The organism is Leisingera sp. ANG59, from assembly GCF_013317235.1.
Lineage (GTDB): Bacteria > Pseudomonadota > Alphaproteobacteria > Rhodobacterales > Rhodobacteraceae > Leisingera.
Genome location: NZ_WLCM01000030.1, coordinates 30,478 through 53,833, shown reverse-complemented (window position 1 = coordinate 53,833; position 23,356 = coordinate 30,478). Strand labels below are relative to the sequence as shown.

At 65.8% G+C, this 23,356-nt stretch carries 24 protein-coding genes and 1 riboswitch; of the genes, 15 read left to right on the top strand and 9 right to left on the bottom strand.

What is annotated here, in order from left to right:
• The coding region (locus GKC28_RS26505; protein WP_368041152.1) for a helix-turn-helix domain-containing protein at positions 1-128 on the bottom strand (128 nt) is incomplete at its 3' end.
• A gap of 266 nt (positions 129-394) precedes the next feature.
• Positions 395-587: riboswitch (cobalamin riboswitch) on the top strand.
• 85 nt (positions 588-672) lie between these two features.
• On the opposite strand from GKC28_RS26505, the gene nrdH reads away from it, so the two are divergent.
• Genes nrdH through nrdF form a run of 4 tightly spaced genes read left to right on the top strand, consistent with a single transcriptional unit; the run spans position 673 to position 4,416 of the window.
• Positions 673-897, top strand: coding sequence for a glutaredoxin-like protein NrdH (nrdH, locus tag GKC28_RS19830; RefSeq protein WP_174148729.1), 225 nt, complete (start codon positions 673-675; stop codon positions 895-897).
• A 12-nt stretch (positions 898-909) separates the two neighbouring features.
• The gene (gene nrdI, locus GKC28_RS19825) at positions 910-1,326 is read left to right on the top strand and encodes a class Ib ribonucleoside-diphosphate reductase assembly flavoprotein NrdI (RefSeq protein WP_174148733.1); all 417 of its coding nucleotides are present in this window, start codon (positions 910-912) and stop codon (positions 1,324-1,326) included.
• Positions 1,308-3,431 (top strand): class 1b ribonucleoside-diphosphate reductase subunit alpha, encoded by a 2,124-nt coding sequence (nrdE, locus tag GKC28_RS19820; RefSeq protein WP_174148728.1) that lies wholly within the window; start codon positions 1,308-1,310, stop codon positions 3,429-3,431. The genes nrdI and nrdE overlap by 19 nt, the downstream gene beginning before the upstream one ends.
• A gap of 13 nt (positions 3,432-3,444) precedes the next feature.
• Positions 3,445-4,416 carry a class 1b ribonucleoside-diphosphate reductase subunit beta gene (nrdF, locus tag GKC28_RS19815; protein ID WP_174148727.1) on the top strand — a complete coding sequence of 324 codons (972 nt, stop codon included), beginning with the start codon at positions 3,445-3,447 and terminating at the stop codon, positions 4,414-4,416.
• 135 nt (positions 4,417-4,551) lie between these two features.
• On the opposite strand, the gene pqqE is transcribed toward nrdF, so the two are convergent.
• The 5 genes from pqqE to pqqA are packed head-to-tail and all read right to left on the bottom strand — an operon-like array spanning position 4,552 to position 7,680.
• Positions 4,552-5,637, bottom strand: a complete 1,086-nt coding sequence (gene pqqE, locus GKC28_RS19810; RefSeq protein WP_174148726.1) for a pyrroloquinoline quinone biosynthesis protein PqqE — start codon at positions 5,635-5,637, stop codon at positions 4,552-4,554.
• Positions 5,634-5,921, bottom strand: a complete 288-nt coding sequence (pqqD, locus tag GKC28_RS19805) for a pyrroloquinoline quinone biosynthesis peptide chaperone PqqD (RefSeq protein WP_174148725.1) — start codon at positions 5,919-5,921, stop codon at positions 5,634-5,636. Before pqqD ends, pqqE begins: the two co-directional genes overlap by 4 nt.
• Entirely contained in the window at positions 5,918-6,670 is a 753-nt protein-coding gene (gene pqqC / locus GKC28_RS19800) for a pyrroloquinoline-quinone synthase PqqC (protein ID WP_174148724.1), read from the bottom strand. The genes pqqD and pqqC overlap by 4 nt, the downstream gene beginning before the upstream one ends.
• Positions 6,667-7,551, bottom strand: coding sequence for a pyrroloquinoline quinone biosynthesis protein PqqB (pqqB, locus tag GKC28_RS19795; RefSeq protein ID WP_174148723.1), 885 nt, complete (start codon positions 7,549-7,551; stop codon positions 6,667-6,669). The genes pqqC and pqqB overlap by 4 nt, the downstream gene beginning before the upstream one ends.
• A 21-nt stretch (positions 7,552-7,572) precedes the next feature.
• Positions 7,573-7,680, bottom strand: a complete 108-nt coding sequence (gene pqqA / locus GKC28_RS19790; protein WP_027236494.1) for a pyrroloquinoline quinone precursor peptide PqqA — start codon at positions 7,678-7,680, stop codon at positions 7,573-7,575.
• A 150-nt stretch (positions 7,681-7,830) separates the two neighbouring features.
• Between pqqA and GKC28_RS19785 the strand changes: the two genes are divergently transcribed.
• A complete protein-coding gene (locus tag GKC28_RS19785; RefSeq protein ID WP_174148722.1) occupies positions 7,831-9,915 on the top strand; it encodes a 4Fe-4S binding protein in 2,085 nt (694 codons plus the stop codon).
• Entirely contained in the window at positions 9,912-10,814 is a 903-nt protein-coding gene (locus GKC28_RS19780; protein ID WP_174148721.1) for an FAD:protein FMN transferase, read from the top strand. The genes GKC28_RS19785 and GKC28_RS19780 overlap by 4 nt, the downstream gene beginning before the upstream one ends.
• 6 nt (positions 10,815-10,820) lie before the next feature.
• Here GKC28_RS19780 and GKC28_RS19775 read toward each other — a convergent pair whose 3' ends face one another.
• Together GKC28_RS19775 and pedF are read right to left on the bottom strand one after the other, a co-directional pair.
• Positions 10,821-11,723, bottom strand: coding sequence for an ABC transporter substrate-binding protein (locus tag GKC28_RS19775; RefSeq protein WP_174148720.1), 903 nt, complete (start codon positions 11,721-11,723; stop codon positions 10,821-10,823).
• An 18-nt stretch (positions 11,724-11,741) separates the two neighbouring features.
• Positions 11,742-12,419, bottom strand: a complete 678-nt coding sequence (gene pedF / locus GKC28_RS19770; RefSeq protein WP_174148719.1) for a cytochrome c-550 PedF — start codon at positions 12,417-12,419, stop codon at positions 11,742-11,744.
• Between the two features lie 170 nt (positions 12,420-12,589).
• On the opposite strand from pedF, the gene GKC28_RS19765 reads away from it, so the two are divergent.
• From GKC28_RS19765 to GKC28_RS19725, 9 genes are all read left to right on the top strand, one after another.
• Complete coding sequence (locus tag GKC28_RS19765; protein WP_174148718.1) at positions 12,590-13,753, top strand: ABC transporter substrate-binding protein; 1,164 nt, start codon at positions 12,590-12,592, stop codon at positions 13,751-13,753.
• Positions 13,750-14,727 (top strand): YVTN family beta-propeller repeat protein, encoded by a 978-nt coding sequence (locus GKC28_RS19760; RefSeq protein ID WP_174148717.1) that lies wholly within the window; start codon positions 13,750-13,752, stop codon positions 14,725-14,727. The genes GKC28_RS19765 and GKC28_RS19760 overlap by 4 nt, the downstream gene beginning before the upstream one ends.
• A 49-nt stretch (positions 14,728-14,776) precedes the next feature.
• Positions 14,777-15,235: a hypothetical protein gene (locus GKC28_RS19755; protein ID WP_174148716.1), complete on the top strand. Its 459-nt coding sequence runs from the start codon at positions 14,777-14,779 to the stop codon at positions 15,233-15,235.
• Entirely contained in the window at positions 15,232-15,951 is a 720-nt protein-coding gene (locus tag GKC28_RS19750) for an ABC transporter ATP-binding protein (RefSeq protein WP_174148715.1), read from the top strand. The genes GKC28_RS19755 and GKC28_RS19750 overlap by 4 nt, the downstream gene beginning before the upstream one ends.
• Positions 15,948-16,742 carry an ABC transporter permease gene (locus GKC28_RS19745; protein ID WP_174148714.1) on the top strand — a complete coding sequence of 265 codons (795 nt, stop codon included), beginning with the start codon at positions 15,948-15,950 and terminating at the stop codon, positions 16,740-16,742. Before GKC28_RS19750 ends, GKC28_RS19745 begins: the two co-directional genes overlap by 4 nt.
• A gap of 233 nt (positions 16,743-16,975) precedes the next feature.
• Entirely contained in the window at positions 16,976-18,742 is a 1,767-nt protein-coding gene (locus GKC28_RS19740; protein ID WP_174148713.1) for a PQQ-dependent methanol/ethanol family dehydrogenase, read from the top strand.
• A 142-nt stretch (positions 18,743-18,884) separates the two neighbouring features.
• Positions 18,885-19,580, top strand: a complete 696-nt coding sequence (locus tag GKC28_RS19735) for a response regulator transcription factor (RefSeq protein WP_174148712.1) — start codon at positions 18,885-18,887, stop codon at positions 19,578-19,580.
• A gap of 33 nt (positions 19,581-19,613) precedes the next feature.
• Positions 19,614-20,783, top strand: a complete 1,170-nt coding sequence (locus GKC28_RS19730) for an FIST N-terminal domain-containing protein (RefSeq protein WP_065268943.1) — start codon at positions 19,614-19,616, stop codon at positions 20,781-20,783.
• A 3-nt stretch (positions 20,784-20,786) separates the two neighbouring features.
• On the top strand, positions 20,787-22,988 hold the full coding sequence (locus GKC28_RS19725) for a PAS-domain containing protein (protein ID WP_174148711.1): 2,202 nt from the start codon (positions 20,787-20,789) through the stop codon (positions 22,986-22,988).
• 17 nt (positions 22,989-23,005) lie between these two features.
• Here GKC28_RS19725 and GKC28_RS19720 read toward each other — a convergent pair whose 3' ends face one another.
• Positions 23,006-23,353 (bottom strand): DUF779 domain-containing protein, encoded by a 348-nt coding sequence (locus tag GKC28_RS19720; RefSeq protein WP_217434155.1) that lies wholly within the window; start codon positions 23,351-23,353, stop codon positions 23,006-23,008.
• Positions 23,354-23,356 lie beyond the last annotated feature (3 nt).

Here is a 23,356-nt window from a genome sequence, read left to right as displayed (position 1 = left end):
CTCTCATCCTTCAGATACTTCTTGATCGTGTTCCGCGATAATCCCGTCGCCCGCGCAACAGACCGGATGCTGCGTCCCTCAACCAATACCCATCGTCGGATCTTCGACACGCTTTCCATCAGTAACACCTGCTCTTTCCTCCGCACTTTTAGTGCGGATGTTAACGAAAACAGGTGGGTCAATTTTACTCGCTCATAACCCACCAAAGTGGGTCAATTTTGCACGCCGATTCACATTAAAGACGCCTCGCTGTTGATCGCAGGGGGAAGTCCTCGATTGGATTGCGTCTTGGCGAGCTGCGATGTAGGTTTCAGAGGTTCAGGAAGGGACCTGTAGCGACCACGAAAAACCGTGGCTTCGAAAGCTATATATTGACAACGCACCCCTTCAAACACCAATATCGTGTAGCTTCGGTTCTTCCGATTCCCGTCGGAAGCTAAGAGGGAAGCCGGTGGAAATCCGGCACTGCCCCCGCAACTGTAAGCGGTGAGCTAGGCTGACTACGCCACTGAAAGCGAGCTTTCGGGAAGGCCGGCCCAAGCATTGATCCGCGAGTCAGGAGACCTGCCGCAGCGCGAATGATGATGACCGCGAACGGAGGGTTCGGGGGCGTGCTTTGGGCGGTATCCGTCCATTGCGTCCTCGGCTTTGAACAAGAGAGACAGAGGACAGATGAGCATTACCGTGTATTCCAAACCCGCCTGTGTGCAATGCACCGCCACCACCCGTGCGCTGGATGCCAAGGGCATCAGCTATGACGTTGTGGATCTGACCGAGGACAATGCCGCGCTCTCCCATGTGACCGAGCTGGGCTACCGCCAGGCTCCGGTGGTTGTCGCCGGTGCCGACCACTGGTCCGGTTTCCGCCCCGACATGATCGCCCGTCTGGCGTCCTAAGTGACCGGCGGGCTGCCGGGGCTCGTCTACTTCTCTTCGAAATCGGGAAACACGCAGCGTTTCGTGGCACGCCTTGGTGCGGATGCATCGCGCATTCCTGTTGAAGAGGGCGCAGGGTTTCCCGTGCCGGATAAGCCATTCGTCCTGATCTGCCCGACCTATGCCGATGGCGAAGGCCGCGGCGCAGTGCCGAAACAGGTGATCCACTTCCTGAATGACCCGGCCCGCCGCGCCCGGCTGACCGGGGTGATCGGAACCGGCAACCGCAACTTTGGTGCGACCTATGCCCTGGCCGGCCGCATCATTTCGCAAAAATGCAAGGTGCCGCTGCTGTATACATTTGAGCTGGCTGGCACCGAAACAGATATTGCCCGCGTGCGGGCTGGGCTGGAAACCCTGGGGAGAAAGACATGCTCGACAGTTCCTTGAATGAACTGGACTACCACGCGCTGAACGCGATGCTGAACCTGTATGATGCAGACGGCAACATCCGCTTTGACGCCGACCGCATGGCGGCGCGCCAGTATTTTCTGCAGCATGTGAACCAGAATACTGTCTTCTTCCACTCGCTGGATGAAAAGCTCGGCTATCTTGTGGCCGAAGGGTATTATGAAGAAGCGGTTCTGGATCAGTACACCAAGAACTTCATGCGCGAAATCTGGGACGCAGCCTACGCCAGGAAGTTCCGCTTCCCAACCTTCCTGGGCGCTTTCAAATACTACACGTCCTACACGCTCAAGACCCGCGACGGGCAGCGCTACCTGGAACGCTACGAGGACCGCGTGGTGATGACCGCCCTGGCGCTGGCGCGCGGGGATGAGGCGCTGGCAATGTCCTTCATGGAGGAAATGCTGGCAGGCCGCTTCCAGCCCGCCACTCCCACTTTCCTCAATGCCGGTAAGCAATCCCGTGGCGAGCTGATCTCCTGCTTCCTGCTGCGGCTCGAAGACAACATGGAAAGCATCGGCCGCGGCATCAACTCCGCTCTGCAACTGTCCAAACGCGGCGGCGGCGTGGCGCTGCTGCTGACCAACATCCGGGAACACGGCGCGCCGATCAAAGGCATTGAAAACCAGTCCTCCGGCGTCATCCCGGTGATGAAGCTGCTGGAGGACAGTTTCTCCTACGCCAACCAGCTGGGAGCGCGGCAAGGCGCCGGGGCGGTCTATCTGAACGCCCACCATCCAGACATCATGCGGTTCCTTGACACCAAGCGCGAAAACGCCGACGAGAAAATCCGCATCAAGACCCTCTCCTTGGGCGTGGTGATCCCCGACATCACCTTTGAGCTCGCCAAGAAAAACGCCGACATGTATCTGTTCTCGCCGCATGACGTCGAGAAGATCTACGGCGTGCCGTTCTCGGAAATCCCGGTCACCGAAAAGTACGCCGAGATGGTCGACGACAAGCGCATCCGCAAGTCCAAGGTCAACGCGCGCGAGTTCTTCCAGACCATTGCCGAGATCCAATTTGAATCCGGCTACCCCTACGTGATGTTCGAGGACACGGTGAACCGGATGAACCCGATTGACGGGCGCATCAACATGTCGAACCTGTGCTCCGAGATCCTGCAGGTCAACGAGGCATCGGAGTTCAACCATGATCTGAGCTACAGCCATTTGGGCACTGACATCTCCTGCAACCTCGGCTCGCTCAACATCGCCAGGACCATGGACGGCAAGGATCTTGGCCGCACCGTCGGAGCTGCCATCCGGGCACTGACTGCGGTGTCGGAATTGTCGGCCATCGACTCGGTGCCGTCCGTGCGCCGCGGCAATGACGAAAGCCACGCCATCGGTCTCGGCCAGATGAACCTGCACGGCTTCCTGGCCCGCGAGCATATTCACTATGGCAGTCCTGAGGGTGTCGAATTCACCTCGGTCTACTTCGCCGCCGTGGCCTACCACGCGATCCGCACCTCCTGCGATCTGGCGCAGGAGCGCAAGGCCACCTTCAAAGGCTTTGAGGCGTCAGGCTATGCCTCCGGCACGTTCTTTGACAAATACACTGACCGCGACTGGCTGCCGGAAAGCGAGCGCGTGCAGGCACTGTTTGACGGCATCTCCCTGCCCACCCGCGACGACTGGTTAGCGCTGAAAGCGGATGTGATGAAACACGGCATGTTCAACCGGAACCTGCAGGCGGTGCCGCCGACCGGCTCGATCTCCTATATCAACAACTCGACCTCTTCGATCCACCCGATTGTATCCAAGATCGAGATCCGCAAGGAAGGCAAGATCGGCCGCGTCTACTACCCGGCCGCCTTCATGAACAATGAGAACCTGGAATACTACCGCGACGCCTATGAAATCGGCGCCGAGGCGCTGATCGACACCTATGCTGCTGCCACCGAACATGTGGACCAGGGCCTGTCGCTGACCCTGTTCTTCCCGGCAGATGCCACCACCCGCGACATCAACCGCGCCCAGATCTACGCCTGGAAAAAAGGCATCAAGACCATCTACTACGTGCGGCTGCGCCAGGAGGCCCTGGAGGGCACCGAGGTTCAGGGCTGCGTATCCTGCACGCTGTGAGCGGAGAAAGACGATGAAAGACATGACCGCAACCCGCATCCCGCGCGCCATCAACTGGAACCGGCTGGAGGACGACAAGGACCTGGAGGTCTGGAACCGCCTGACGGTGAACTTCTGGCTGCCCGAGAAAGTCCCGCTGTCCAATGACATCCAAAGCTGGGCCACCCTGACCGGTCCCGAAAAGCAGCTGACCATCCGCGTCTTCACCGGGCTGACCCTGCTGGACACCATCCAGAACACGGTCGGCGCGCCGGCGCTGATGCCCGATGCCATCACCCCGCACGAAGAGGCGGTGCTGACCAACATCGCCTTCATGGAGGCGGTGCATGCGCGCAGCTATTCCTCGATCTTCTCGACGCTGTGCTCGACCAGGGAGATCGACGAGGCGTTCCGCTGGTCCGAGGAAAACCCGCATCTGCAGGCCAAGGCCAAGGCGGTCCTGGACACCTACGCGCCCGGCAACGACCCGCTGAAGCGCAAGATCGCATCGGTGTTCCTGGAAAGCTTCCTGTTCTACTCCGGCTTCTACCTGCCGATGTACTGGTCCAGCCGCGCCAAGCTGACCAACACCGCCGATCTGATCCGCCTGATCATCCGCGACGAGGCGGTGCATGGCTATTACATCGGCTACAAGTTCCAGCGCGGTTACGAGCAGCTTGACGAGGCCCGCCGGCAGGAGCTGAAAGATTATGCCTTCGGCCTGATGTTCGAGCTTTACGGCATCGAAAATCAGTACACCGAAGAGTTGTATGACGAAATCGGCCTGACCGAGGACGTGAAGGTCTTTCTGCATTACAACGCCAACAAGGCGCTGCAGAACCTCGGGTTTGAAGCCCTGTTTCCGCCCGAGGTCTCAGAGGTGAACCCGGCCATCCTCGCCGCTCTCAGCCCCGACAGCGAAAACCACGACTTTTTTTCCGGCTCCGGCTCTTCTTATGTGATCGGCAAGGCGGTTGCGACCGAGGATGAAGACTGGGATTTTTAACCTTCTGCTGTTCTGCAGATCATCAAATTGAGACAGGCATCATGACTATGGCAGCAGACTGGAAAGGAGCGTTTGCGAAAGAGTGTGGAATCCTACGCTAAGCTGGGAGTGGTCGTTCAGCCGGTGCCGGTTTCCTCAGCCAGCGGCACGCCGGTAGACAAAGCCGCCGCTGTCGCCGGTGCTTCCCGCCTCAAGCAGGTCAAGCACGGCTTGGTGCCGGGGCGACTTGCGGCACACGGGGTCGGCTGCGCTTGCGTCCCCGGCCAGAGCCAGCGCCTGGCAGCGGCAGCCGCCGAAATCACTTTCCTTGCGGTCGCAGCTGCGGCAAGGCTGCGGCAGCCAACCTGTGCCCCTATAGGCATTGAATGCCGCGCCCTCGTACCAGATCGTCGCCAGTGGTTTGCTGCGGACGTTGTCAAAGTCCAGGTGCGGGATGGTCTGGGCCGCGTGGCAGGGCAGCACGGTGCCGTCCGGCGCGATGTTCAGCCCGGCCGTGCCCCAGCCGCCCATGCAGGCCTTGGGATAATCCGCATAATAGTCCGGCGGCACGAAGTCGAAGGCCAGCACACCGCGCAGCCGCTGCTCTGCCTCTGCGACGATGCGTTTGGCGGCCTCTGTCTGCGCGTGCGTTGGCAGCAGCTGGGCCCGGTTGCGGGACGCCCAGCCGTGGAACTGCACGCAGGCCACTTCGAGCCGCCGGGCGCCCATTTCGACAGCCATTTCGATGGTGCATTCCAGATCGTCCAGATTGTGCCGGTGCATGACGGCGTTCAGCGTCAGGGGAATTCCCCGGGCCTTGATCTCCGCCGCGATCTTCACCTTGCGGTCAAATCCGCCCTTGTAGCCGCCGATCCAATCGGCAAGCCCGGCGCTCGTGCCCTGCAGGGACAGCTGGATATGGTCCAGCCCCGCTGCCTCCAGGGCATCCAGCCGCCTGGGCGTCAGGCCGATACCGCTGGTGATCAGATTGGTATACAGGCCGCAGCCCTGTGCCGCCGCGGTGAGCTCTGCCAGATCCGGGCGCGCGGCGGGCTCGCCGCCGGACAGGTGCAATTGCAGGACGCCCAGCTCCGCAGCCTGGCGGAAGGCATCCGCCCATTCGCCGGTTGTCATCTCCGCCTCGCGGCCCAGCAGGTCCTGCGGGTTGGAGCAATAGGGGCAGGCCAGCGGGCAGCGGTGCGTCAGCTCGGCCAGCATCGCGATTGGCGGAGGCACGGTCATGGCCGCACCGCCAGATACATCCGCGCCCGCAGGCCAGCCAGAAAGCGCTGCACATCCCCGGCGATCTGCTCTGCCGGCGCATCGTAGGCTGCCGCCAGACCGGCAACAATCTCCTTGAACGATGTGCTGCCATCCACCCGCGACAGGATCGCCTCGCCTATGGCGTCCAGCGCAATGGCCTTTTCCGGGCACAGCAGCACCGTGCCGCCCCGCACCTTGTCCGCCGCCAGGCGCACGCCGCGCGGCAGAAAGGGACGGTCGGAGGGGGCCAGCGCCAGCTTCATGCCATTCCCTCCCCCGGCTGCCATGCGCCCGGCGGGATCCGCCCCGGCTCCACATAGGCGCCCCAAAGCGCATCCAGCTGCGCCCACAGAACATCGGTCTTGAAGATCAGCGCCGCGCAGGCGGCGTCTTCTTTTTCGGGGGTGTCTGCGTTTTCCAGAACCCAGGCCAGGCCGAATTTCACATCCTTCGGCGCTTCGGTCAGCCGTTTGCGGAAATAGGACAGGCTGGCAGTGTTGGCAAAGTCGTAGTGCTGCAGCAGGCCTTCGATCCGCTGTTCGTGGATGGCAGGCGCAAACAGTTCCGTCAGCGACGAGGCCACCGCCTGCAGCAGCGGCATGTCGCGCACATAGCGGATATAGGCATCGACAGCGAACCGGGTGGCCGGCAGAACCCCGCGGCCAGAGGCCACGTAGTCCGGGTCAAGCCCGACCGCTTCGGCCAGCCGCAGCCAGCGGCGGATGCCGCCGCCCTCGCTGATGCCGCCGTCATGGTCCTCGATCCGGCTGCGCCAGACCCTGCGCATGGCGGGATCAGCGCAGCGGGACAGAAAGGCAGCATCCTTCATCGGGATCGCCGCCTGGTAGGCCCAGCGGTTGATCACCCAGGCGCGGACCTGATCGGGCGAGCATTCGCCGCCGTGCAACCTGTGATGGAACGGATGTTTGTCGTGGTAACGGGCGACGCCGATGGCGCGCAGACGGGCCTCCAGGGGCCCGCTCGCAGACGTATTCCGGGTGTGTGCATTCATAGCGCGATCTCCATTCCATCCTCTGCAATTGTCCACCCGGCGGCCAGCACCTGCGCGCGCTCGGCGCTGCCAGGCTGCCAGACGGGGTTGGTGTTGTTGATGTGAATGAACGTCTTGGCGGCATCCACGGCCTGCAAACCGGCGATCGAGCCCTCGGTGCCGCTGATGGAGATATGCCCCATCCGCTGGCCGGTCTTGCTGCCCGTCCCGCTCTGGATCATCTCCTCGTCGTGCCAGAGCGTGCCGTCAAAGAAGATCTGATCGGCATCCGACAGCATCTCCAGCAGGCCGCCCGACACACCGGAGCAGCCGGGGATGTAATAGGCGGTTTTCGCACCGTCGCTCAGCCGGACGCCAACCGTCTGTTCCCCCATCACATCCGTCTGCACCTGCCCGTCCTCCATGAACAGCGGCACCTTGCCCGGCACCGGAAAAACCGTTGCCTGCAGCCCCGGAAGCAGCTCGAAACCTTCGCTCAGCCGCACCGGATGGCGGCCGACAGCCGTAGGAAGCGCGTTGAACACCGGGTTCGCCGCCAGCAATTCCAGCAGCCCCGCCGTGGCGAACAGGCTGAAAGGCGACTGTTCCCGCAAGGACAGCAAACCCGCGATGTGGTCAATGTCGCCATTGGTCAGCAGCACCGCGCGCAGTGGGCTGTGGCGCAGCGATTGCGGGTGCATGGGCGGGCAGTTCTGCAGCTGAACACGGATATCGGGAGAGGTGTTCAAAACCGCCCAGTTCTGCCCGTCCAGTGTCACGGCCAATGAGGACTGGGTGGCGGAAGCGATCCTGCCGAGACGCGCGTCCCGGCAATTCCGGCAGCCGCAATTCCATTGCGGCAGGCCGCCGCCCGCTGCCGCACCAAGAACCAGAAACCGCATGGCCGTTTTCCTGTTTCGCGATCAGAACAGATCGGGTTCGTATTCGCGGCCCTCGTCCTCGGACGGGGAGTACATGTTGATTTCCATGCCGCAGTTGATTTCTTTCAGTTTCGGGGCAGACCAGGCCATTTCATCCTCCTTTGCTGGCTCTAATCCCGTCAGCCTAGCCCCCCGTCCCCGGCCCCGGTATTGGCCTTTGGTCGTAGGGACAGGGTCATTGCGCGGCCTCAGACTTTGGTCCAATGGCACGCTGGCGCTGCCCCCGGCAGACTTCCGAACATGCGCGCGCTCCTATCCATACTTCTGATTCAGGCCTGGCTGCTTGCGGCTGGTGCGTTGTCAGCGTCACCCTTGCCGCGCGAGGAGATCAGCGCCCTGATCATGCCGCCGTTCTCCCTGGGGGAGCCGGTGAACGGCAAGGGCGTCTACACGCTGCTCAACTCCGGCGGGGCGGAGGCAGGCTATGCCTTTGAAACCGAACCCCTGGCCCCGCTGCCCGGGTTTTCGGGGGCGCCGGTCAACATGCTGGTGCTCATGGAACTGAACGGCAAATTTCTGGATGTCCGGCTGATCAACCATAACGAGCCGGTCTTTGTCTCCGGGCTTGGCCCTGCCCCGTTCCACAAGTTCTTCGAGCAGTACCCCGGCCTGTCGGTCTTTTCGGCGATCACCGTCGGCACCCCCTACGGAGAGACCGGTTCCGGCTCATCCCTGGTCTATCTCGACGGGGTCAGCAAGGCGACCGCGTCAGTACGGATCGCGCATGACTCGGTGATGGCGGCAGCGCTGGCGGTCGCGCGCGAGAAGATGCACGGCGTCATCACCACGCCCCCGGCCCGGCCTGACCCGGACCACAGCGAGCCGCTGGACTGGGTGGCCTTGGCGGATCAGGGACTGGCCGCCCGCGCCACTGTCTCCAACGCGGAGGTTGATGCGGCCTTTGCCGGCACCCTGTGGGCGGATGACGATCCGGAGGGGCAGCAACACCCTGAGGCGCCCTATCTGGATCTCTGGATTATCGACCTCGGCCCGCCTTCAATTGCGCAGGCGGTCCTCTCTCGCGACGGTTACAATGAGCTGCAGGATTTCCTGGCGATCTCCCCCGATGATGAGCCGCTGTTGCTGGTCGAGACCGGCCGCCACGGGCTGGTTAGCCCGGAATTCATCCGCAACACCGCGCCGGACCGGGTGTTTGCCACCCAGAACGGCCTGCCGGTGGCGCTGCGGGACAGCGACCTGCTGGTGGATCTGTCGCCGGATCTGCCCGGCCCGTTGCACGAAGGCACGGCGATGATCCTGCGGGCCGACCGCCGCCTCGGCTTTGATCCAGCGCGGGAGTGGACCCTGCACGCCCAGGCGGTGCGCGCGCACGGCATGTTCCAGCCCGAGACAGGCACCGTGGAATTTCCTGTCACGCACCGGACCCCCGAACGGTTTTTCCTGCGCGACGAGGCCCCGGCACCGATGCCGCCCTGGCTGGAGGCGCTGCGCAGCCGCAGCACCGACCTGACCCTGCTGGCGCTGCTACTGACCACGCTGACCGCCGCGCTGCTGCTGCGCCAAGGCCGGATCGCCGCCCGCGAGGCCCTGACCCCGCTGCGGCTCGCAGTGCTGGCAGCTGTCACCCTGTTTGCCGGCTGGTGGGGCCAGGGCCAGCTGTCCATCGTCACCGTTCTGGGCGTTTTGCGCGCCGCGGCCGAGGGCGGCAGCTTTGCCTTTCTTGCCTATGACCCGTTTTCGCTGCTGCTCTGGGGCTTTGCCATCCTCGGGCTTGTCCTGTGGGGGCGGGCCCTGTTCTGCGGCTGGCTGTGCCCGTTCGGCGCGCTGCAGGAATTCGCGCACCATCTTGGCCGCAGGCTGGGTCTGCCGCGGACCGCCCTTCCGCCGGCCTGGGACGGGCGGCTCAGATACCTCAAGTACGGGGTGCTGGCCGGGCTGGTATCGCTGGTTTTCCTGGCGCCGGAACATGTGGACACCGCGGCCGAGGTCGAACCCTTCAAGACCGCGATCACCACCTACTTCCTGCGCGAGTGGTATTTCACCGCCTATGCGGTCTTCTGGCTGGCGGCGGGTCTGGTGCTGTTCAAGCCCTTTTGCCGCTATCTGTGCCCGCTGGGCGCGGCCATGGCGGCTGGCGGGCTGCTGCGACAGCGCAACTGGATTGCCCGGCGCGCCGCCTGCGGCAGCCCCTGCCAGCTGTGCCGGGTGAAATGCGCCTATGGCGCGATCGGGCCATCCGGCGTGGTCCGCTATGACGAATGCTTCGGCTGCCTCGACTGCGTGTCAATCCACGACGATCCAGCCCGCTGCGTGCCGCTGATCCTGGCGGCGCGCCGGAAACAACATCTGGAGGCCGCGGAATGAGCGCACAACTGACCCGCCGCCGGTTCCTGGCAATCTCTGCTGCCGCGCTTGGCGCAGCGGCGCCGGCGGCGCGGGCCGCGCCCGTTACCTGGCGCGGGTCTGCCTTCGGCGCGGAGGCGCGCCTGACCATCTACGCGCCGCCGCGCCTGGCAGACCGGGCAATTGCTGCCGCGCTGTCGCAGCTGCGGCAGGCCGAACAACTGTTCAGCCTTTATGATCCGGCGTCTGCCCTGTCCCGGCTGAACCGGACCGGGTTTCTGAAAAACCCGCCGCCGCCGTTTTTGCATCTGGCCCGGCTCTGCACCCTGGTGCACGCTGCAACGGCAGGCGTATTCGACCCCACAGTGCAGCCGCTGTGGCAGGCCCTTGCGCGCGGAGACGGCATCAGCAGGGCTGCCCGCCTCACCGGCTGGCACAAGTTGTCCGTGACAGAACAGGCGATCCGGCTGGCACCGGGCCAGGCGCTGACCTTCAATGGCATTGCCCAGGGCTTTGCCACCGACATGGTCCGCGCAGCACTTAACCGCCTGGGGCTGGATCGGGTTCTGGTCAATGCCGGGGAGTTTGCGGCACTTGGCGGCCCGTTCCGTATCGGCCTGGCCGACCCGGAGCGAGGCGTCTTTGCCGCCCGCAGCCTGACCGGTGGCGCCATCGCCACCTCCAGCCCCGGTGCCCTGCAGCTGCGGGGTGCCGCGCATATCCTGCACCCCGCCCTCGACCGCCGGCCGCAGTGGGCCACCGTCAGCACCGAGGCCGCCAGCGCCGCGCTGGCCGATGCGGCCTCCACCGCCTTCTGCCTGATGAATGAAGAGGAAATCACCGCCGCGCTGGCGCGCTTTCCGGGCGGCGCCAGTGCCACCCTGCTGGCGCCGGATGGCAGCGTGAAAACACTGGGGTAGACAGGATCAGCGCAGCTGCGGCGGCCGGTGGCTCAGGCCGTGGGCCGCAAAGATGGCAGCAATCCGGCCGTCCTGCAGCGCGGCGGCAATGGCGTCCTCCACCGCATAAGCAAGCGGGCGATAGGAAAAATGAACCGCCACACCGGCGGTCCAGGTGCCTGCGGAAAACCCGGGCAGCGGCGGCGTGTGAACGGCTGTCTGCGCGGTCAGCCCGGCCTCTAGCTGCGCCAGCGGCCCCATCGCCGCCTTGGTCTCGGCCCGGTCCAGGCCCGCCATGGCCGCTGCCGCCGTCGGATAGCGGCGGATATTGCCGCTCAGCTGGCCGCCCGGAAAGGACGAGAGGTAGAAATCGGCAATCGAGTCGTTCTCCACCGCGACGCTGTCGAAGCGGAAATAGGCCGGCACCGGCGGGTCTTCGGGATAGGCGTCCCGGCGGTAGGCGATGGCCACCTCCTCGACATGGTACTGGCCGGTGAACACCACCTGTTCGACCCGGCAGGCAAATTCGCTGTAATAGGGCACATGCAGCATGACGTTGGCCACGCTGCCGCCCACGACCGGCCCCTTCCAGATCCAGTTGCGCAGGTCCGCATCCAGCGTCTCGCCCGCCGCAACCAGCGTGAACCGGGCCTCGGCCCCCAGCTCCGCCGCAATCAGCCGGGCCAGGTCGATGTCGGCGCCTTTGATGCGGCCCGCCTCCTGATAGGACCAGGGGGGAAAATCCTCATAGGCCGCAAAGGTGATGAAACCGCGTTCGAGGATAGTCTCAAGATCCTGACCGACGATATCGCGCGAGGCGTTCTGCGGCTTGGGCTGCGGCACATGATCCGCACAGCGGGCCTGCCCCGCCTGCGCCCAGCCGCAGGCCAGCGCGGCAATCGCAAGAAGCCCGGCCAGCTGCTGTCTCATATGCCGCGCCCCTCCGTGTCAGTGCGCCGCCGAAAGGCCGACGGTCAGGGCCTCCGCGGCACCGGCGAAGTCCGGCTGCGCGCCGCCGATCAGGCTGGCCGCCCGGTAGGCCGCGCTGTCGGCTACCGGCGCGCCGGACCCGGTTTCAACCGCTTGCGCAATCTGCGACAGCTCCGCCTGCAGCGCCGCCGCATCCCCGCCGCTGCCGCCGGCCAGCGCGGCCAGCTCATCGCGGATTTCCAGCAACCGGCCGGTGGCCTCGTCCAGAGCGCCGTCATCGGGCCGGGTTTCCAAATAGGTGCGGATGGCCCAGGCGGCCTTCTGGCCCAGCAGTTCCCCGAAGGCGGGCATCTTGGTGATGCCGTTCTGGGTGTAGCCGGTGCGGAACCGTTCCACGAACCATTCGTCGCCCATTTCCTCTGCCTCCAGGTAGCGCAGATCGGGGGCCAGCCCGCCGGAGACGCCGCCGAGCCCGTGGCAGCGGGCGCAGTTCTGATTGTAGCCGCTGCCGCCGATGTCGATCGCCGCCTGCCAGACTTCCGCCTCCTGGCCGCGATAGGGGTTTTCGGTCAGCCATTCTTCGCCCACTTCGGGCAGGGCATCGGTATTCACAGGCTGCGGCGCGACGTCTCCGTGGGCCTGCGCCGTTGTGGCAAGAGCCGCGAGCCCGAGGGCCGCAAGAGGCAATTTGAACATGAGTTCCTCCCGTAAGTTTGAGCTTGCCGCAACCATAGCCAGCCCAGGCCCTGCCCCGATACGCGACTTAAGTCGGCCTCCGGCCCCGGCGGCCTACGACCTTGGTCCAATGGCCGCGGGGCTGCGGGCGGCAGTACGCTCGGCCCATGCAGCCAGAACCGGGTACCCCGATGCGCTTTCTGATCACACTCCTGATGGCCCTCTGCCCCGCCGCCTTTGCCGCGGCCGCCGGGCTCGAGGTGCCGGTCATCTACCTGAAACAGCAGGAGCAGCAGCCCCCCACCCTCTCCAATCTCGACCCGCCGCCTGCGGACCTGGGCGAGACCGGCGCCCGGCTGGGGCTGGCAGACAACCGGACCACCGGCAGCTTCCTTGGCCACAGCTACAGCCTGGAGACGGTGGCAGTGCCGCCTGGCGGCGATTTTGCCGCTGCGGCGCGGGCGGCGCTGGCACGCAGCGCGCTGCTGATTCTGGATGCGCCCAAACCGGCGCTGCTGGCCGCCGCCGCCCTGCCGGAGGCGCAGGAGGCGCTGCTGTTCAACACCGCCAGCCCGGACACCGGCCTGCGCAGCGGCGACTGCCGCCGCAACCTGTTGCACACCCTGCCCTCGGACCTAATGCGCAGCGATGCGCTGATGCAGTTTGCGCTGTCCAAGCGCTGGACCGGGCTGGCGCTGATCACCGGCAAGAACCCGCAGGACCAGGCCTTTGCCGGTGCCTTGCGCCAGAGCGCCGCCAAGTTCGGGCTGGAAATCGCCGCCGAACGGACCTGGGACTATGGCGCCGACATGCGCCGCAACGCCGCCCAGGAGGTGCCGCTGATGTCACAGGGCCTGGGCCGCCACGATCTGCTGCTGGTCGCCGACGAGCTGCAGGATTTCGCCCGCTACCTGCCCTACAACACCTGGCTGCCGCGGCCGGTCGCCGGCTCCGAAGGCCTGGTCCCCGCCGCCTGGGCGCCGGTGGTCGAGCAATGGGGCGCCGCGCAGCTGCAGTCGCGGTTCCAGGAGCTTGCCGGGCGCAAGATGCTGGCGCGGGATTACGCCGCCTGGGCCGCGGTACGCAGCATCGGCGAGGCGGTGACCCGCACCGGCTCGTCCGACGCGGGCGTCCTGCGCCGCTACCTGCTGTCGGACGCATTCGAGCTGGCCGGCTTCAAGGGCCGCCCGCTCAGCTACCGCAGCTGGAACGGCCAGCTGCGCCAACCGATCCCGCTTGCCACTCCCCGCGCGCTGGCGGCGCAGGCGCCCCTGCCCGGCTTCCTGCACCAGCACAGCGAACTCGACACTCTGGGCCTTGATGCGCCCGAAAGCCGCTGCGGAGCCTTCCAATGACATTTGCTGCAAAATCCCTTGCCGCCCTCGCCCTCTCGGCGCTGCTGGCCCCGGCGCCGCCCCTAGGCGCCGCGGAAATCTGGGTGACCAATGAAAAGGACGACACCATCAGCGTGATCGACATCGCCACGCTTGAGGTGGTCCGCACCATCGCAACGGGGGAGCGGCCGCGCGGCATCACCTTCTCCAAGGATTTCTCGCGGGTCTATGTCTGCGCCTCCGACAGCGACACGGTCCAGGTTCTGGATGCCGCCACCGGCGAGATCCTGCACGACCTGCCTTCCGGCGAGGATCCCGAGCAATTCGTGCTGCATCCCAACGACCGGCATCTCTACATCGCCAACGAGGACGACGCCGTGACCACGGTGGTGGATACGGAAACCCGCAAGGTGGTTGCCCAGATCAATGTCGGGATCGAGCCCGAGGGCATGGCGGTCTCGCCCGATGGCCGGATCGCAATCACCACCTCCGAGACCACCAACATGGCGCATTGGATCGACACGCAGACGCAACAGCTGTTTGCCAACACTCTGGTCGACGCCCGCCCCCGTCACGCTGAATTCACCGCCGGCGGCAGCGCGCTGTGGGTCTCCTCCGAGATCGGCGGCACCATCACCGTCTTCGACACCGCCACCCAGGCCGAGACAGGCAAGATAACCTTTGATGTCAAGGGCGTGCACCCCGACCGGGTGCAGCCAGTCGGGTTTGCCTTCACCAATGATGAACAGACCGCCTTTGTGGCGCTGGGGCCTTCCAACCATGTGGCGGTGGTCAATGCTGAGACGCTGGAGGTGGAGGATTACATCCTGGTCGGCCGCCGGGTCTGGCACATGGCGTTTTCGCCCGACAAGTCGCTGCTGTTCACCACCAACGGCGTGTCCGGAGATGTCACCGTGATCGACACCGCCCGGCGCCAGGCGCTGAAGTCGATCAAGGTCGGCCGTTTTCCCTGGGGCGCAGCACTGCGCCCCTGAGACTTGCTGCGCCCCGGCGGCGCGGCGCATCCTGACAGGAGGATCCCCGATGCTGAACTCCCGCCTTTTCGCCGCGGCGCTGTGCCTTGCGCTGCCGGCCGCCGCCCTGGCCGCTGACGGTGATGATCCGGGCAAGGCCGGCTTTGGCCTTGCCGGGCTGCTGTCCGCTGCCAACAAGGAGGACCTGCCGCCCATCACCCTGTCGGCGGGAATGCCGCTGGCCGATGCACCCTGGGTGCTGAACTCCGGCACATATTACGAGTTCGAGATCCAGGGCGACGGCAGCCAGGAACTGGCGCTAACGGGGGCGGAGTTCTTCCGCGCAATCTGGATCGACGAGATCGTAGTGGAGGGCCTCGAGATCCGCCCGCTGGGGCTCGACAGCATCGAGTTCGACGAGGCCGGCGAGATGGAGATCGGCTTCATCGCGCTGAAGCCTGGGAATTACCACCTCAAGGTGCCCGGCTCCACCGGCGACACCCAGCGGTTGGAGATCACCATCCGATGACCGGGCTGCGGGTGGAAAACCTGAGCTATGCCTACGGCGCCCGGCAGGCGCTGGACGCAGTCAGCTTCCGGGTTGAACCCGGCACCTTCTGCGCCCTGCTCGGCCCCAACGGCGCAGGCAAGTCGACGCTGTTTGCGCTGCTCACCCGGCTGTTCACCGCGCCGCAGGGCAGGATCGAGATCGACGGCCACGACATGGCCCGCGCCCCGCGCAAGGCGCTGCGCCGGATGGGGGTGTTGTTCCAACAGCCAACGCTGGACCTGGACCTGACGGTGCAGCGCAATCTCAGCTATTTCGCCGCCCTGCACGGTCTGCGCGGCGCTAGGGCACAGGCCCGGATCGAGGCCGCGCTGGAGCGGCTGGAGATGCCCGGCCGGCTGGGTGAGCGGGTGCGCGACCTCAATGGCGGACACCGCCGCCGGCTGGAGATTGCCCGCAGCCTGATCCACCATCCCAAGGTGCTGCTGCTGGACGAGCCGACAGTGGGGCTGGACGCGGCAACCCGGCACGCGATCACCGCCCATGTGCACGACTTGTCGCGGCGCAAGGGGCTGACGGTGCTCTGGGCCACCCATCTCACCGACGAGATCGAAGACGCCGACCAGCTGCTGATCCTGCACCGCGGCAAGCTGGCGCAAGACGGCACGGCCCGCCAGCTGCGCGGCGGGCTCGGGCTGGCCGATCACTTTCTCAGGCTGACAGGAGAGGCGGTATGACCGCCTGGCTCGCAGCCCTGGCGGCAATCACGCAGCGCGAGGCGCTGCGGTTCATTGGCCAGCGCAGCCGCTTCGTCGCGGCGCTGGTGCGGCCGATGCTGTGGCTGGTGGTCTTTGCCGCGGGCTTTCGCGCCGCGCTTGGCCTGTCGATCACCCCGCCCTACGCCACCTACACCACCTACGAAGTCTATATCGTTCCAGGCCTGTGCGGCATGATCCTTCTGTTCAACGGCATGCAAAGCTCGCTGTCGATGGTCTATGACCGGGAAATGGGCTCGATGCGGCTGCTGCTGACCAGTCCGCTGCCGCGCTGGTGGCTGCTGGTCTGCCGCCTGCTCGCCAGCACCGCGATCTCTATCCTGCAGGTTTATGTGTTCCTGGCGCTGGCGGCGATTTTCGGCATCCGCTTCGGCTGGGTCGGCTATGCCGCGCTGCTGCCCGCCCTGGTCCCGGCGGGGCTGATGCTGGGGGCGCTGGGGCTGGCGCTGTCCTCGGTGATCCGCCAGCTGGAGAATTTCGCCGGAGTGATGAATTTCGTGATCTTCCCGATATTCTTCCTGTCCACCGCGCTCTACCCGTTGTGGAAAATGGCCGAAAGCTCGGCGCTGCTGCGCGATATCTGCGCCGTGAACCCCTTCAGCCAGGCGGTCGAGCTGATCCGCTTTGCGCTTTATCAGCAGCTGAACGCCGCCGCGCTGGCCTGGGTGCTGCTTTCCGGGCTGGTCTGGCTGGGACTGGCGGTCTGGGGCTACGACCCGGCGCGCGGGCTGATCCGAAAGGCCGCGAAATAAGGCTGAACCGCCCCGCTCCGCGCCGCAGGCTGACGCAGCGCGGGGCCTGCACCGCAAACCCGGGCCGCAAGGCGCCGGGCGCTGCCGTGCCGGGCCCTCCCCCCTGCCCCTGCCGCCCTCCGCTTACGACCATTGTGCAATACCGCTCTTCCGGCGCGCCTTGGATACTGTGGCAGGCCGGCAGCCCGCACCGGGCAGTGGCTGTTGATGATCCAATGAAAGGGAGGAGCCCAATGAACCGCTTCATCACGGCGGTCGCCGCAGGGACCATGATGGCGGGCGTCAGCCACGCCGGGGTCACCGAGGACGACCTCAGGAACGACCAGACAACCACCACCCAGGTGGTGACCAACGGGATGGGGCGCCACCTGCAGCGCTACAGCCCGCTGGACACGCTGAATAGGGACAACGTCGCAAACCTTGTGCCCGCCTGGGCCTTCAGCCTCGGCGGCGAAAAGCAGCGCGGTCAGGAGACCCAGCCGCTGATCTATGACGGCATCATGTATATCACCGGCTCCTACAGCCGGGTCTATGCCATCGACGTCGAGACCGGCCGCGAAATCTGGCAGTACGACGCCCGGCTGCCCGAAGGCATCCTGCCCTGCTGCGACGTGGTGAACCGCGGCGGCGCGATCTATGGCGACACCTTCTATTTCGGCACGCTGGACGCCCGCATCGTGGCGCTGGACCTCAAGACCGGCGACGTGAAGTGGCGCAAGAAGGTGGCCGACTACAAGGCCGGCTATTCGCTGACCGCGGCGCCGCTGATCGTCAACGGGCTGGTGATCACCGGCAACTCCGGCGGCGAGTTCGGCATTGTCGGCGAGGTGCAGGCGCGCGACGCTGAAACCGGCGAGCTGGTCTGGACCCGGCCGGTGATTGAGGGCCACATGGGCACCTTCAAGGGTGAGGAAAGCACCATGACCGGCACCCTGAACGCCACCTGGCCGGGCGACATGTGGAAGACTGGCGGCGGCGCCACCTGGCTCGGCGGCTCCTATGATGCGGAGACCGACACGCTGGTCTTCGGCGCCGGCAACCCGGCGCCCTGGAACAGCCACCTGCGCAACGCCGGCACCCCGGTGGAGGGCAATACCGGCGACAACCTCTATGCCGCCAGCCGCATCGGCATCGACCCTTCCAACGGCGAGATCAAGTGGCACTTCCAGACTACTCCGCGCGAGGGCTGGGACTATGACGGCGTCAACGAGGTGGTCGCCTATTCCGACCGCAGCGGCAACAAGCGCTTCGCCACCGCCGACCGCAATGGCTTTTTCTATGTCCTGAACCGCGAGGACGGCAAATTCGTCAGCGCAACGCCCTTCGTCAAGGACATCACCTGGGCCGAGCGCATCGACGACACCGGCCGCCCGGTCTTTGTCGAGGAAAACCGCCCCGGAAACCCGGCGGACGCAGCCGATGGCAACAAGGGGGAGGTGATCTTTGCCTCGCCGTCGTTCCTGGGCGGCAAGAACTGGATGCCGATGGCGTTCTCGCAAAACACCGGTAATTTCTATGTGCCCTCGAACGAATGGGGTATGGACATCTGGAACGAGCCGATCAGCTACAAGAAGGGCGCCGCCTACCTGGGTGCGGGCTTCACCATCAAGCCGAACTACGAGGACCATATCGGCAGCCTCAAGGCGATCGACCCGGACACCGGCGAGATCAAGTGGGAATACAAGAACGACGCGCCGCTCTGGGCCGGGGTGATGACCACCGCGGGCGGGCTGGTGTTCACCGGCACTCCCGAGGGCCGCTTCATCGCCTTTGACGACGAGACCGGCGAGGAGCTGTGGTCGTTCCAGACCGGCTCCGGCATCGTCGGCCAGCCCGTCACCTGGGAACAGGACGGCGTGCAGTATGTCTCTGTCGTGTCCGGCTGGGGCGGCGCGGTGCCGCTGTGGGGCGGCGAGGTCGCCAAGAAGGTCAACTATCTGAACCAGGGCGGCATGGTCTGGACGTTCCGCCTGCCCCGCCAGCTGGCGCAGGCGGACTGACCCCGCCCCGGCTGCGGGCCGCAGGCAACAAACCCGGGCGCGCCTCCTGCGGGGGGGCGCCCTCCATATGCGACTTTAGGCGTATACCGCTGCTGCCGCCCGCTTGCTAAGCTGGCAGGAAAACAACAGCTCTGGTGCAGATATGCCGACACACACGGACACGCCGACCACCCCAGGGTTCCACGCGGCGCTGCTGGTGGATGACCACCCGCTGTTCTGCGACGCCCTGGCGATGACACTGCAGGCGGTCACCGCAATTAGCAGCATGCACACCGCGCCGGCCCTGCAGGCCGCGCTCGACATGATCGCCGAAGGCATCCGCATCGACCTGGTGGTGCTGGACCTGAACCTGCCCGACGTCAACGGGCTGGACGGGCTGCTGCGGCTGCGCAAGGTGACGGACTGCCCGATCCTGGTGGTCTCCTCTATGGCCGACAACCGCATCGTCAGCTCGGTGATCCATGCCGGCGCCAACGGTTTCATTCCCAAGCACAGCCAGCGCGACGTGTTCCAGAAGGCGGTGGAAGCAATCAATCAGGGCAAGGTGTTCCTGCCCGACGGCTGCGTGCTGCTCGATGACAATGCCGACAGCAGCGACGACGTGCTGCAGCGGCTGTCGCAGCTGACCAATCAGCAGGCCCGGATCCTGCAACTGATCTGCGAAGGCAAGCTGAACAAGCAGATCGCCTACGAGCTGTCGATCGCCGAGACCACGGTCAAGGCCCATATTACCGCCATCATGCGCAAGCTGGGGGTGCAAAGCCGCACCCAGGCGGTGCTGGCCGCCAAGCAGGCGAGCTTTGCAAACGTCTTGCAAGACGCGCCGCCGCCCGCCTAGTCTGACGGGCGGAATTTGGGGAGGAGAAAGAGGATGGACCCTGTCGATGGCCCGTCAGGCGCGCCCGTGGCGGAGCCGCAGGTTGTCCGGTCCGGCTCGGTCGACTGCCGGGCGCCGGACGCCGTCGAACAGCTGGCCCAGGCGCTGAACCCGAACGGCCTGTCGCTGGTGGTGCTGTTCCTGTCGCCGGACACCGACGTTGACCGGCTGATCGGCGAGGCGCAACGGCGGTTCGCCCCGGCGCAGGTTGTCGGCTGCACCACCGCGGGGGAGATTTCGGCAGCCGGCTATGTCGAGGGCGAAATCGTCGCCATCGGCTTTGCACAGTCGCATTTCCAGACCCGCACCATCCTGATTGAGGATCTCGGCAGCTTCGATCCGCACAGCGTGATCGAGCGGATGATCCGAAACCGCAGCCACATGGCGCAGGAGGCCGGCGGCTGGATCTCCGACTTCACCTTCCTGCTGGTCGACGGGCTCTCCACCAAGGAGGACGCGCTGACCTCGCAGCTGGCGGTAGGGCTGGGGCCGGTGGCCTTTTTCGGCGGCTCGGCGGGCGACGGCACCAACTTCGGCAAGACCTATGTGCTGCATGGCGGCCAGGCCCATTCCAACGCCGCCATTCTGATCCAGGTCCGCAGCCGCTGCCCGATCAAGGTGTTCAAGACTGACCACCTGATCCCGTCGCAAAAGCGCATGGTGGTGACCGGGGCCGATCCCGCCCGCCGGGTGGTGCATGAGATCAATGCCGAACCCGCCGCCCGCGAATACGCCCGGGTGCTGGGCAAGGACCCGGAGCAGCTGACCGCCTTCACCTTTGCCGCGCATCCCGTCGCGGTGCAATTCGGCGACCAGCACCATGTGCGCGCCATCCAGCGGGTCGCCGACAATGACGAGCTGGTGTTCTTCTCCGCCATCGACGAGGGCGTGGTGCTGACCCTGGCCGAGCCGGAGGACATGGTGACCCATCTGGAGCGCGAGATGGCCGCGCTCAGCGCCAAGCGCCGCCCCGAGATCATCCTGGCCTGCGACTGCATCCTGCGGCGGCTGGAAGCGCAGCAGAAGCAGGTCTCGCAGGACATTTCCCGCATCCTGCGCGACAACAGGGTGGTCGGCTTTTCGACCTATGGCGAGCAGATCAACTCGATGCATGTCAACCAGACCCTGACCGGGGTGGCGATCTACCCGCCGGACGAGGGCTGAGCGATGGTGCATGAGTTGATTGACCCCCGCGACCCGCCGGAGCGGCAGAACCAGAAGCTGCTGAAGATCGTCGAGACCCTGATGCGCCGGGCCGAGCAGAGCTCGGAAGCCTCCGGCGAGGCCTACGCCCAGTTCCAGCGCGCGGTGATGCTGGAGGAGGAGGTGCGCCTGCGCACCCGCGAGCTGGAGCACGCGCTGGACCTGCTCAACGAGTCGAACGCCCGGCTGGCGCTGGCCAATGCCGAGACCGAGGCCGCCCGCGCCAACTTGGCCAATGCGATCGAGACGGTGCAGGAAGGCTTTGCGCTGTTTGACGCACAGGACGTGCTGGTCATGTGCAACACCCGGTTCGGCAAGCACATGGCCGATATCTACCATCTGCTGAGGCCGGGGCTGAAATTCGCCGATTACGTGAACCTGGTGGCAACCAGCGCCCATCTGGCGCTGCCGGAGGGGGAGACCGCCGCCGACTGGGAGGCCTACCGGATCGCCCGCCACAAGGACGATCACGCGGTGTTCAACGTGATGATGGCCGGCAACAGCTGGCTGCAGGTCAGCGAGCACCGCACCCCGGACGGCGGCACCGTAATCCTGCAGACCGACATCACCGACATGATGCGGCTGGAGCGGCAGGAGCGCGAGCGGCTGCTCGACGACCAGTCGCGGGTGATCAAGGCAACGCTGGAGCATCTCGACCAGGGGGTCTGCATCTTCGACGCCCAGAACCGCCTGGTCGGCTGGAACCGCCGCGCCGGAGAGCTCTTGTCAATGCCTGCGGGCAAGTTCCAGCTGGGCATGTATTTCGCCACCCTCTACCGCCAGGCCGGGGACAGCATCCGCCTGCTCGGCGGCACCCGGCCGGAAGAGGTCGAGGCCTGGGTGGCCAGCACCGCCAAGCGGGCGCCCCTGTCGTTCGAGATCGGACTGGGCCGCGACCGAATCCTGGCGGTCTTTGCGCAGCAGATGCCGGACAAGGGCTTTGTCATCAGCTTTACCGATGTCACCGCTGAACGCGCCGCGGTCCGCACCATTTCCCAGGTCAACGAAACGCTGGAGCAGCGGGTGGCCGAACGGACGCTGGAGCTGGAGGACGCGCTGTCGGAGGCGGAGCGCGCCAATGCCTCCAAGTCGCGGTTCGTCGCCGCCGCCAGCCACGACCTGCTGCAGCCGCTGTCCGCCGCCAAGCTCTATGTCGGCTCGCTGGAGGACAACCTGCAGGATGCGGGCTTCAGGGACCGGGCGGCCAAGGCCGGCAACGCACTGGTCGCGGTCGAGCGCATCCTTGGCGCCCTGTTGGACATTTCCAAGCTCGACTCCGGCCTGGCGGCAATCGACCGGACCGCCATCAGCCTGGGTGGCATGCTGGACCAGCTGAAGGACGAACTGGAACCTGTCGCCCGGCTCAAGGGGCTGGAATTCCGGGTCGTGCGCAGCGGCGCGATGGTGGAAAGCGACGCCGCCTACCTGCGCCGAATCTTGCAGAATCTCGCCTCCAACGCGGTGCGCTACACCACCAGCGGCAAGGTGCTGATCGGGGTGCGGCAACGCCGCGGCCGGGTGCTGCTCGAAGTCCGCGACACCGGCCCCGGCATCCCGCCGGAGCATCAGGACAGGGTGTTCCAGGAGTTTCAGCGGCTCAACGCCAAGGCCAGCCCGTCGGACGGCATGGGGCTGGGTCTCGCCATTGTCGAGCGGGCCTGCCGGCTGCTGGAACATCCGCTGAACCTCACCTCGGAGGTCGGCCGCGGCACCTGCTTTTCGGTGGAGCTGCCGCTGAGCACGGTTACGCGCGCGCCATCGCCGCTGCCCGGCCGCGGCACCGGCGCCGCGGTCCCGTTCGAAAACCGGATCGTGGTGCTGATCGAGAACGACGCCGGCCTCAGGGCAGCGCTGGAGATCACGCTCGACAGCTGGGGGCTGAACGTGCTGCCCTGCGCCAGCTGCGCCGACGCCCTTGCGCTGCTGCAGGAAATCGACATCGGCCCGGACGCGATCATCGCCGATTACCAGCTGGACGACGGTGCGCTGGGAACCGATGCGATTGCTGCGCTCCGGGCGCAGCACGGCCCGGTTCCAGCCTGCCTGGTGACCGCCAACCGCTCACCGGATCTGGCGGCGGCCTGCGCCGGGCTGAACGCGGCGCTGCTGCACAAGCCGATCGACACCGGCGAGCTGCGCGGCTTCCTGGAGCGCGCGCTGTCCTGACCAAGGCGCGGCGCGCCTCAGCGCAGGCACACGTCGGAGCGGGTCAGGAACCGCTTGCCGCTGCCGTTTTCCAGCGAGAACATTCCGCCGATGCCGTCGATCGCGTCGATCACAAGATTGGTGTGCTGCCAGCGCGCGTGCTGATCGGCATTCATGTAAAACGGCACCCCGCCGATCTCCCCCACCAGCACATCGCTGCCGCCGACGATGTAGTCTCCCTGCTGAAAGCACATCGGCGCGGACCCGTCGCAGCAGCCGCCGGATTGGTGAAACAGCAGATCCGGCCCGAAGCGCGCCTTCAGCTCGCCGATCAGTTGCAGCGCCGCTTCTGTGGCCTTCACGGTCATGCCTGTTGCACCGGTCATTGC